The 11689-nt window shown below is 70.2% G+C and carries 6 protein-coding genes and 1 pseudogene; all 7 read right to left on the bottom strand.

All coding sequences use genetic code 11. The features are described from left to right. Window positions 1–23: 23 nt before the first annotated feature. The 7 genes and pseudogenes from ABT070_RS40955 to ABT070_RS40985 all read right to left on the bottom strand — a co-directional run bounded on the left by ABT070_RS40955 (window position 24) and on the right by ABT070_RS40985 (window position 11514). Window positions 24–1280, bottom strand: a complete 1257-nt coding sequence (locus ABT070_RS40955) for an ATP-grasp domain-containing protein (protein ID WP_351768042.1) — start codon at window positions 1278–1280, stop codon at window positions 24–26. Window positions 1281–1361: 81 nt separating this feature from the next. Further along, entirely contained in the window at window positions 1362–2636 is a 1275-nt protein-coding gene (locus tag ABT070_RS40960; RefSeq protein ID WP_351768043.1) for an ATP-grasp domain-containing protein, read from the bottom strand. Further along, a complete protein-coding gene (locus tag ABT070_RS40965; RefSeq protein ID WP_502990200.1) occupies window positions 2633–3931 on the bottom strand; it encodes a pyridoxal-phosphate dependent enzyme in 1299 nt (432 codons plus the stop codon). Before ABT070_RS40965 ends, ABT070_RS40960 begins: the two co-directional genes overlap by 4 nt. Next, window positions 3920–4873, bottom strand: a pseudogene (locus tag ABT070_RS40970) (ATP-grasp domain-containing protein); the annotation flags it as partial. The pseudogene ABT070_RS40970 and the gene ABT070_RS40965, both read right to left, overlap by 12 nt. Window positions 4874–4944: 71 nt before the next feature. Beyond that, window positions 4945–5553, bottom strand: a complete 609-nt coding sequence (gene epsC / locus ABT070_RS40975) for a serine O-acetyltransferase EpsC (RefSeq protein ID WP_351768044.1) — start codon at window positions 5551–5553, stop codon at window positions 4945–4947. Between the two features lie 62 nt (window positions 5554–5615). Further along, window positions 5616–9683: an amino acid adenylation domain-containing protein gene (locus ABT070_RS40980; protein WP_351768045.1), complete on the bottom strand. Its 4068-nt coding sequence runs from the start codon at window positions 9681–9683 to the stop codon at window positions 5616–5618. 1054 nt (window positions 9684–10737) lie between these two features. Next, window positions 10738–11514 (bottom strand): hypothetical protein, encoded by a 777-nt coding sequence (locus ABT070_RS40985; protein ID WP_351768046.1) that lies wholly within the window; start codon window positions 11512–11514, stop codon window positions 10738–10740. Window positions 11515–11689 lie beyond the last annotated feature (175 nt).

Consider the following 11689-nt stretch of genomic DNA (forward strand, 5'->3'; position numbering starts at 1 on the left):
ACAGAACAGACATGTGTGTTTCCTCAATCGGTAGCGATGCGGATGGCGGCATCCGCGTCCAGGACGCGCCGGCGGGCGGTGTCCGCGTCCGGCCCGGTCACGATGACGTGGCCGGCCCGGTCCCAGGAGGACGCCCACGGCCGGACCTCCTGGCCGGCCTCGACATCCACCTCCGCGACCTGGACGCCGGGCAGCCCTCGTGCCGTGTCCACACCGGCGACCTCCGTCACGGTGCCCGGCCCGGCGGCCAGGAACCGGATCGCCGAGGTCTGCCGCGCGGATCGGGGCAGCGTGACCGTACGGCCGGCGAGCAGGTCGATGAGGGTCAGCCTGATCTGTGTGCCGTACGCCAGGTCGACGAGGTCGATCAGGTAGTCGCCGGGGCAGCGGCCCGCGCTTTCGACCAGCGTCGGGCCCGACTCGGTGAGGATCCACTCCGCGTGCAGGATGCCCGTCCGGAAGCCGATCGCGGCGACCAGCGCCCGCATGGCCGTCTCGAACGCGGTCTGCGTGTCCCGGTCGAGCGGGGCGGGCAGCAGATGGCCGAGTTCGACGGGATACGGCCCCGGGACGACGGTCTTGGCCGTGATGTTCTCGAAGATGATCTCGCCCCGCCGCACCAGCGCCTCCACGCTGTACTCGGGGCCTCGCAGGCGTTCCTCGGCGAGGAAACGCCACGCCAGCTGCCGGTCGGGCACCTGCTCGTACTCGGCGGCGGACGAGGTCCGTTCCCATGCCTGTGCCGCGGTGGCGGCGTCGACCGAGTCCAGCAGCTGCACGCCGACACTCGCCTGCCGGTTCGCCGGCTTGACCACCACCGGTCCGTCGCCGGCGAACTCCAGGATGTCCGCGGGACCGTGCACCTCGCGCCAGCGCGGATTGCGGACGCCGCCCGCGCCCGAGACCTCGCGCAGCCGGACCTTGTCCCGCAGCGCCTGCGCCGCTGCTTCGGTCGCTCCCGGCAGACCGAGCTTCTCGGCCAGCGCGGCCGCCGCCGGCACCGCGTACTCCAGACCCGGGACGACGGCGGCCACCGGGCGCGTGGCTGTCAGCTCGGCCGCCAGATCGAGGGCCCCGGCCGACTGCTGGTAGCTCGCCGGGACGATCCGGTCCAGGCAGCCGAAGCGTGCCGCCGCGTCCTGCAGTTCCCGCTTGCGGATGATGTCGGGTTCCTCGATCACCACGACCGACCCGTTGGGCACGCTCCCGTCGATCGCGCGCAGGTAGGCCGCGTTGTAGCCGACGAACACCACCTGGGCGTCGGTGGCTGGGCTGGTCATGGCGACCTCCTGGTCGGGGGGTTGTACCACTGCATGGTCACTGCCTTTCTTCGGGGTGGGGGGACTCGTGACCGACGGTGCTCATACGGGCGTCCCGAGCGCCCCGGCGTGCCCGTCCGCCCGTACGGGCGTGTGGTCGATGACGACCTCGATGGCGGCGAGCACCTCCGCGCAGCGGGCCCGGGCCTCCTCGGGAGAGGCGCCGAGGACGATGACGTGCCCGTGCCGGCTCTTGGAGTCGCGGACCGCCGGCACGGTGTCACCCGGGCGCAGCCGGAGGCTCAACTCGTCGACGTGCCCGAGCCGGGCGGCTGTCTCCAGACCGTGGATCGCGTCGACGCGGCCGGGCGGAAAGGTGAAGAACCGCACGATCGCGGTCGCCGTCGGCTCGGCGGGCACGGCCGGCCCGCCCGCCAGGGCGGCGAAGATCGCCTGCTCGATGTCCAGCCCGGTGGCCAGCTCGACGAGTCGCGGTATCCGGTCACCGCCGAGCCGGGCCTGCGACTCGACGATGCGCGGGCCCTGCCGGGTCCAGATCACCTCCGTGTGCGCGGGACCGAACCGGTACCCGCATGCCGTGAGGAACTCCGTGGTGAGTTCCTCGACGGCCCGCCGGCGGTCCTGCGGCAGCGGCGCCGGATGGACGTGCCCCACCTCCACGAACAGCGGCGGGGGTCCCAGCAGCTTCTCGGTGATGCCGATGACCTGGTGCCGGCCGTCCGCGCTCAGCGTCTCCACGCTGTATTCGGGACCCCGCAGATACTCCTCGACCAGGAACGGGCCGTCGTAGCCGTACTCGTCGACGAGTGCCGTCCAGGCCGCCCGGTCCTGCGCCTCCTGCCACAGGAACACGCCTCGACTGCCGGCGAGCGCGGCCGGCTTGACCACGGCCGGGTAGCCGATCCGCTCGACCGCGTCCGGCACCTCGTGCCGCGTCGGCGCGGCCTCGAAGGACACCGGGGACAGCCCGCGCCGGGCGAGCAGGTCCCGCATCGCGTGCTTGTCGGCGAGAACGCGGATCGCCGCGGCCGGGTTGAGTTCGGCGTGCAGCTCCTCGGCCACCTCGTAGGCGGTGACCATCGTCTCCTCCCTGCCGATGTGGTAGATCACCGTGGCGCGGTGCTCCCGGGCCACCTCGCGCAGGGTGCGGCGCAGCAGCTCCGCATCCCGGAAGTCGGCCGACACGAACAGGTCCGCCAGCGCGCGCACGTCGTCGAGGTACTCGGGCGACTCCAGCCGGGGGTCCCAGACCGCACCGACCCAGAACCCCTCGGCCTGTGCCTTCCGCACGAACTGGCGGTACGGCATCACCATCAGCAGCCGCGGCCGGTCGTCGGCGGGTCCGGGCGCCGTCACCGGACACCGCCGCCGGCGGCAGCCCCGGCGGGTACCGGCTCGGCCTCGCGACCGAGCAGGCTCAGGTACCGCTCGCCGGTGTCGGGCAGCAGGGTGACGATGCGCCGGCCCCGGTACTCCGGACGGGCGGCCAGGACACCGGACGCGTGGACGACGGCGCCGGCCGAGACACCGACCATCAGGCCGGCGCGCAGCGCGAGCCGCCGGGTGGTGTCCAGGGCGTCCGCGTCGGAGACCGCGATCACCTCGTCGATGAGGTTCCGTTCCGTGGTGGGCGCGATGAAGCCGCCGTTGAAGCCCGGGATGGTGTGCGTGCCGGGCTCCCCGCCGGACAGCAGCGGCGAGCCCGCCGGTTCCACCGCCACGATGCGGACCGCGGGATGGCTCTCGCGCAGGTACCGTCCCGCGCCGCTGAGCGTGCCGCCGGTACCCACTCCGCAGACGAACACGTCGATCCGCCCGTCGGCGTCGCTCCAGATCTCCGGGCCGGTCGTCTCGTAGTGCGCCCGTGTGTTGTCCGGGTTGTCGTGCTGGCAGCAGAACCACGACCCGGGGGTCTGCCGGTGCAGTTCCCCGGCCTTGTCGACCGCCGCCTGGTAGCCGCCCGTGTGCGGGGTCCGTACCACCTCGGCGCCGAGCGACCGGAGGATGGCCACCCGCTCCTGGGTGGCGTTGTCCGGCAGCACGATGACGCAGCGGTATCCGCGGGCCGCCGCCAGCGCGGCCAGCGAGATACCGGTGTTGCCCGAGGTCGCCTCGATCACGGTGCCGTCGCCCGGGGTGAGCAGCCCCCGCTCCTCGGCGCCGCGCAGCATCGACAGCGCGGCCCGGTCCTTGCTGCTGGACCAGGGGTTGAACAGCTCGAGCTTCGCGAGCACCTCGGCATCGGCCGGGACACCGTCCACGATGCGGTGAACCGGCAGCCGCAGCAGCGGCGTGCCGCCGATCAGGTCGACCAGGGAGTCCGCGACCGGGCGCCGGGTGACCGGCTCGGTCCGGATGCTGATCTCCTGTACGGCGGCCTCCGCGGTGCGCGCCGCGAGCTCGGCGGTCTCGGCCACCACGAGCACATGACCGGCGCGGTCGCCGTTGCGGCGCAACTCCCGTACCACGGAACCCGGTTCAGGCTTGACGACGACCTCTTCGACGCCGGGCAGGGCGGCAGCCCGCTGCCGGCCGCTGACCGACACGACCCGGCCGGGCCGCGCGGTCAGGTAGCGGATGGCGGCGCCGCCGACCGGCCGCTCGGGCAGCACCCGGGCCGGCAGCGGCTGCCCGAGGTACTGCCGGGCCACAAGTTCCAGGGACCGGATGCCGAGAGCGCGGTCGACCAGGTAGGTGATCTTGCCGCCGGCGGGCCTCGGGTTGATCTCGATGAGCTTGGGCCCGGACCCGGTCACCTTGATCTCGACGTGGGCCATGCCCAGGTCGAACCCGACCGCGCGGAGCGCCTCCACGGCCAGGTCGCCGCAGGCGCGCACCACCGACTCGGGCAGGCTGGAGGGGAAGGTGTGGGCCAGTTCGACGAAGTAGCCCTGGCCGACGACCGACTTGTCGGTCACCCCGAACACCTCGTACCGGTCGCCCTCGGCCAGCACCTCCACACTGACCTCGGGACCGCTCAGGTACTCCTCGACCATCAGCTCGTGGTAGCGGGCCTGACCGCGGGTGTTCTCCACCCGGGACCGGATCAGTGCGACATGCTCGGCGGCCTGCGCCGCGGTCTCCACCAGCCGGACGTCGGCACTGCTGGTCTCGTCGGCCGGCTTCACCACGCAGGGCAGGCCGATCTCCGCCGCGGCCGCCTCGGCCTCGGCGGGGTTCCGCACGGTGCGGAACGCCGGTATCGCGACGCCGAGTTCGGCACAGCGTCGGCGCATCAACGCCTTGTTGCGCGCCGTCGCGACGCCGTCGACGCTGACCGTGGGGAGCCCGAGGTGGACCGCCACCTCGGCGGCCACGACCACGTCGTACTCCGCCAGGGTCAGGAACGCGTCGAAGGGGTGCTCGGCCCCGGCCGCGTGCACCTGCGGCAGGAGCTCCTCGAAGATGTTCGTCTCGCAGTGGACGATCTCGTCGACGTAGTTGTCGAAGTAGGCCGGCCCGCCCGGCACTTCCAGGTACCGGTCCAGGTCGCGGGTGAAGAAGGTGACGCGGCAGTCGAGTTCCTTGATGATCTGCAGGCCTTCGAAGCCGGATCCGGAGAGGTTGCTCTCCACGACACCGACGTGAATCATCTATGCCTCCGATGGCAGGCCGACACGTGGCCGGCCAGAACGATGAACAGGGAACGGAACCGGGCGGGCCGTCACCAGCACCCGGAGGTGGCCAGCGCGCGCAGCAGTTGGTCGGCCTCCTCGCGATCCGCGGCCGACAGCCGCTGCACGACCTCGGCCGCGGGGGCCATCACCCGGGCACCTGGCGGCACATCGCGCAGTACGAGCGAACCGGCGCCGATCAAGGCGTCGTCGCCGACGGTGAGCGGACCGAGCACGATCGCGCCGGCGCCGAGCACCACCCGGTCGCCGACGACCGGATGCCGGCGGGCACCGGGTTCGCGGCGCCCGTCCCGCCACCAGCCGACCGCGCCCAGCGTGACCTGATGGAAGATCGTGACATCGTTCCCGACCTCGGCCGTCTCCCCGATGACCACCGCGGCCCCGTGGTCGATGAACACGCGCCGACCCAGCGTCGCGCCCGGATGGATTTCGATGCCGCCGGTCACCGCGCGGGCCAGGTAGGCCAGGATCCGGGCGAGCTGACGGTGTCCACGGGTGTACAGGACATGTGCCAGCCGGTGGGCCCACAACGCAGGCAGCGCGGGATGCAGCAGCGCCTCCGCCCGTGTGCGGATCGACGGGTCCCGCGCGACGATCACGGAGAGGTCTTCCCTCGCCCTGATGATCACCCTACGCATGCGATCCTCCGTAATGTCTTGCCCTGGTCTTCCGATGGCATCGTCGAATTCGACGGCCGGTCTCAGTAGTTCGGGGCTTTGACCAGGTTTCCGGTGCCTTTGACGATCTCCGGTATGTAGACCCGCTCGGTCCAGGCGTCCTGGGCCACCGGTTCGAGGGCGATCGACACAGCGCCCTCGTCGACCGAGAACGCGGTCCGCACCGCGCTGGTGATCGCGTCGACAAGAGCCGATATCTGGTCGGCTTCGAGGTTGTTCGGGAAATGCTTGATGCTGACGTGAGGCACTCCGATGGCCTTTCTGGGGAGTCGTGCGGCCTGAATGGCGGTGACGAGTTCGGCTATTCCGCCGGTGCGCAGCAGTTCGTAGTGATCAGCTCTGAGCCGGCTGCTCCCGAGGGACGTGCTCGACAGCGGATGGCCGGAGTCGACGAAGGAGTTCTGGTCGCCGTCGGCCCGGAACACCGTGATCGGCGCCGCGATGCTGCGCTCGGCCAGTTCGTGAGGGGCGTACTCGAAGAGGAAGGTCTGCCGCACCACTCCGACGATCCTGCGCACCAGTTCACGGTCCAGGTGTTCGAACCGACCGCAGACGAACGCGATGAACGAGTCCTCGTCGTGGGTTGCGGCCAGGCACGCGTCGACCGCCGTCTGTTCGAGGTTGCCGGCGAACACCGAATAGAGAATCGAGAGGAAGGTGCTGTCGGTGAAGCTGACCGCCGCCTCGGTGGGCGACTCGTCGCGGACCGCCACGGGCGGCTTGCCCGGCGCGATCAGGATCACCTCGTCGACCCGCTCGCCGGCGCGTTCCAGTTGATGGGCCGCCTCGAACGCGACCCGGGCCCCGAAGGAGTAACCCCACAGGGTGTACGGGCCGACCGGCTGGACCTGCCGGAGCAGTTCGATGTCCTTGGCGACCATCTCGTCGAACGTCGGGTACGCGATCTCGCCCGCGTTGATGCCGTAGGCCTGGACACCGAGGAACGGCCGGTCCAGCTCCAGCCTGCCGGCCAGCAGCCGCAGGCTCATCGGGTAGCCGCCCAGCCCGGGCCAGCAGAAGACCGGCCGCCCGCCGTCTCCCGCTCGCAGCCGCGCGAGCCTGGGCAGCGCGGTCGAGGGCTCACGGTCGACGCGTCGGGCCAGTTGGGCGATGGTCGGCGCGTCGAACAGCACCTGGAGTGGCAGGGAACTGCCGAGCTCCCGGTTGATCCGGCCGACCAGGTTGACCGCGGTCAGCGAGTGACCCCCGGCGGCGAAGAAGTTGTCCCGGATCGAGACCCGTTCCTGCCTGAGCACCTTGCGCCACAGCGCGGCGATGGCTTCCTCGGTGGGCGTACGCGGGGGGACGACCGGTGCCTCGGTGCCGTCCACGGCGGCCTTGTCCAGCTCGCGCAGGGCCTGGTGGTCGATCTTGCCGTTCGGGGTGAGCGGGAAGGCGTCCAGTACGGCGACCCGGTTGGGCACCATGTACGGAGGCAGGGATTCGGCGAGGTTGTCCTTGACGATCTCGGCCGGCCCCCGCATGTGGACGGAGTCCTCCTTCATGCCTTCGCTGAGCCGCTGCTCGGCACTGATACGGCCGCCGACGGCGAAGTAGGAGGCCGTGTCCGGGCCGAGGCCGACGAGGTCCGCGATGCGCCGGGCGGACGGCAGCGGGTTGCCGGTCTCCGAGCTGTAGCCGGAGGACATCAGTCCCAGGTCGAGGCCGTTCAGCTGCAGGCGCTGCAGTTCCCGGCCGAGATCGATGTAGCGCTGCCACGGCCCGGACGCGCGGCCGATCATGCTGATCCCGAAGCTCGCGCGGTCGTAGACCTCCTGGTTGATGGCGATCACGTCCTGCTTGCGGACCAGGTGGTCGGACACGCGCACCAGTTCGCCGCCGTCGTACCGGTACTGGCCGGTGTCCAGATCGGCGATCCGGCCGGGATGGGCCTGCACGTACAGGTCGACCGGACCGTCGACGGCCGGGGCAGCGGCCGTCAGCACCTCGTACGTTCCCAGGTAGTAGTCCTCGTCCGGGCAGCGCAGGACGTCTTTGACCTCGGGCGCCGCCGGGCGGGCGTTGATCCGCAGCCCGTACTCGGGGAGGACATGGTCGAACAGGCCGACCAGGTGGCCGACTTCGAACTGCAGGACTTCCTGGATGTTGTTGCGGTAGACGGGCTCGATGGCCGACCGGCGCCCGACGAAGTGGACGCGCAGCCTCGGCGCGCCCACGGGAGCGGGGCCGATCAGCGTGAGCCGGTGGTTGATCGGGTGGTGGTAGTAGTAGCCCGGTTCGAGGCCCGCGATGCCGGACAGCTCCAGGTACGACTGCGCCGCGTACAACGAGCCGGGGGAGGCGTACCCGTACTTCGGCAGCAGCCGTTCGCCGCTGGGGAACTGGCCGAAATAGCGCAGCAAGGTGCCGAGTTCGTCGAGCGTCAGGGTGTCCGGGTCCCGGGGCGCGACCGGTTGCCGAGTCCGGTGGCCGAGCAGGTCCATGAGGTCGGCCCGGGTGACCTCGCCCCCTTCGAAGAATCGGTACGTCTTGCGGGCGAACACCGTGCGCCGCTGCCTGGCCGTCGCCGAGCTTCCGGGCAGCTCGACGACCGCCGCTCCGTCTTCCTGACGGACACCCAGATTCGCCAGCTGCGCCTTGAGCTGAAGCCTGCTCTGCTTCGACTGGTGGTGGGCACCGTGGTTGCCCTGGTCCATCAGCGCGGCCCGCTGGGGGTCGAGCTCGATGAACGCGATGAGATTGGCGCCGATTCTGGCGTCGTCCCGGACCAGGACGGCGGCGCGCTTCACCCAGTCGTGCTTCTCGATGGACACCTTGATCTCGTCCAGCTCGACCCGGAAGCCGCGCAGTTTGACCTGGCTGTCGGTGCGGCCGAGGAACTGCACGGTGCCGTCGTCGTTCCACCTGGCCAGGTCACCGGTGCGGTACAGGCGGGCGGACTCGGGATCGGTGGAGAACGGGTTGGGGAGGAACCGTTCGGCGGTCAGCTCGGGGTTGTTCAGGTAACCGCGGGCGAGTTGGCGTCCCGCGATGTGGAGTTCACCCGATTCGCCGGGTGGCACAGGCCGGCGGGCGGTGTCGAGGATGTGGAAGCTCATGCCGCGGACCGGTCGGCCGATGGAGATGTGGTCGGGACCGCGCTGGACGGTGTCGCGGTCCACGGTGTGGGCCGACGCGTTGATCGTGCACTCGCTCGGGCCGTACAGGTTGACCAGTTCCAGGTCCGGTAACGCGTCGAGCAGCTCGATCGCCAGGTTCCTGGTGAGCGCTTCACCGCCGCTGAAGACGTGGGTGAGCGAGGTGCAGTCGGACAGCCGTCCGGTGTCGACGAGCGCCTGCAGCAGCGTCGGCACGCCCTGAAGGGTGGTCACCCTGTTCGCCACGATCAGCTCGACGAGCCCGCCGGGGTCGGCGTAGCGGCCCGGTTCGCTCATCACCACGCTGCTGCCGCAGGCCGGTGCGAGGATCTCCCACTGGGCCGCGTCGAAACTCAGGGGCGTCTTCTGCAGCACCGTCCTGCGGTCGTCCAGGCCCTGTTCGTCGGCCAGCCAGCGCATCTGGCTGACGATGCTGTGGTGTTCGATCCCGATGCCCTTCGGGTTGCCCGTGCTCCCCGAGGTGTAGATGACGTATGCGAGGCCGTGGCCCTGTGCGGGTGCGGGTGCGGGTGCGGGCGGAGCGGCGGAACCGATGTCCGGCTCGCCGTCCAGGTGGGCTCGGGTCTGGGCGACGGTGACGATCTTCGTTCCCGGAGGCGTCATCGCGGCCAGTCGGGATGCCAGGGACTCGTTCGTCAGGATGACCTTGGTCTGCGAGTCCGCGACCATGTAACGGACCCGTTCGTCCGGGTACTCCGGCGACAGCGGCAGGTAGGCGGCGCCTGCGTGCAGGACCCCCCAGACGCTCGCCATGAGGTCGACGGACGGTTCCATGAAGATGCCGACGGGTTCGTCCGCCGCCGCACCGAGCCGCCGCAGGTGGCCGGCGATGTTCCTGCTGGCCTCACCGAGCTGCTGAAAGGTCAGCCGCTCCGTGCCACAGGAGACGGCAGTCCGGTCGGGCTGGGCGACGGTGGCCGCGCGCAGCATGTCTGACAGGGACAGTTCCTCGGACCCCGTTAGTTTCGCCATTTTCCTTCGAACCTGGAATCGTCATGGTGAGTCGACGCGCGTAACACGCCCGCGGAATCAGGCATGAGAGAAGCGCGATCGGTGATGGGCTTCGCCCGACTGGAAGAAGTCGGAAAGAATCCGACGTTCACGTGATCGGTCGCGGAAAAAGCGTGCCGGAACCATACGGTCCCAGGGCGACGCTCAGAGCCTCTCCGTACATCGACCACAAGGGTTCTGCGTTCGCTCAAGAGGTCGTACAGACATGCCTTTTACGCCTCCCCCAACCAATCCGTATGCCTGTGGCGATCTTGCGCCGTCCCCCCGGAGGGCGCTGCGCAGGCCAAAACAAGTCAGTCATCCCCGTAATGAATCGGAACGTACACGATGGAGATGTCCGACGTGAGATTGAGATACGGACCCGCTCATCCCATTTGGGCCGATTGTCACCGCCGCCCTTTCGGCCGGTCAGGGGTGGCCGAAGTGTTGCGAGGTGCAAACAGAGGGGCCTTGCTCCGGTTATGTGCCGGCGACGCGACACGGAGGGACCTTCATCCGGGTGCTGTTGCGGCGGCCTGGCCCAGGACGGTCGACGCGAGTCGGCCGGTCACCCCGCGGGCATACGAACATGTGTGGCCGTCTGCTGCTGTGAATGTCCCCTGCAGCCAGTTCCGCATTGCGGTCGGCCGGTGAAGCCGGAGCCTTAAAGAAGCGTTCACGGAGTTGCAACGGAGGGCGCCGGCGGAGCAGTTGATACCGCTTCAGCGCAGAAGCCTTCTCGGCAACGCGGTGGCTGAGGCTGGTGAACCGGCCAGGTGTACGCCTCGGCCGGTGGCTGGAAGCTCACATGGTGGGGAAGTGGTCAACGAGGTCGTGCGGGCGCGCGTTTCGAGTGGACGGCGTGCTGGCGTGAGGGTAAGAACCGCGCCCATGGCTCCGGTTGAAGCCGGGCGCCGCGATGTCGCCGGTGCGGAAGGGCCGTTGGTCGGTGCGGCCCTAGACGGCCTCGGGGATCGCCTCGCGCCGGGCGTGGCCGGCGCGAGGCGGGCGGGGGGACCGGACGGCAGGTGACGGGTCAGGCCTTGACCCGCCGCACGGTGATCTCGTACTGGTCCACGGCACCCTCCCACCGGGCCACCAGCGTGCCGCCCTCTTCCCGGGACTCGCGCATGGCGTGAGGGCAGAGGGCGAGATCGTCGGAGTAGCGGCTGCTGAAGGCGCGCAGGTGTGCTCGGATGCCGGCGTGTGCCACGGCCGAGATCGCCGCCTCCGTCTCCGGGTCCGTCTCCTCGCACGGTACGAGGCTGTCGAAACCCTTGCCCATGCCGGTGGCGACCCGGAGGGCGTCGAGAAGCGTGCCGTCCGAGGCGATCCTGGCATCCGTCACGCACCAGGTCCGTGCGGGCAGTTGCGGTGAGGTGAGGTCGATGTCATGACGTGCTGTCAGGCGTGCCAGTTCGACGCCTCTGACCCGGGACATCTCGCCGGGACCGGCCAGGTCGACCGCCGCCAGGTCTTCGGTGAAGGCGGCGGGGAACCGCGCCGTGGCGTCGATCTCGAACAGCGACCGACTCGCGTCGAACCGGAGCTCCGGGTAGCCGGTCTCGTCGAGCAGCAGCAGGTTCTCGTCGGATGTCGTCGTCCTGCCGGTGAGCGCGGCCGGCTCCAGCCATGCGGGGTTCCTGTCGAACCCGGTCTCGTAGAGCCAGTTCCCGCTGTAGTAGGCCGCGTATTCGGCGCCGGAGTCGAGGTCCGCGAGCGGGTGGCCCAGCAGGACGCCGAAGGCCTGGGTCAGTGACGACTTCCAGTCGTCGGCAGTGGTGGGGGTGGGGAGGTCGGGCATCACGTTCACGACTTTCCTGGGCGGGGACCGTGACGCCGGCGGACGAGGTCCACGGTCCGGAGGAAGGGATCCGGACCGACTGTAGGAGTGCCCACTGACATCGCCCGGCAGGGGCTCTTGGTGAACGTGGCGCCTCCTGAGCCGGCGCGCGGAGGGCGATGGTGTGCCGGGCACGGACAGTGAC

The organism is Streptomyces sp. NPDC002884 (assembly GCF_040295245.1).
GTDB lineage: Bacteria > Actinomycetota > Actinomycetes > Streptomycetales > Streptomycetaceae > Streptomyces.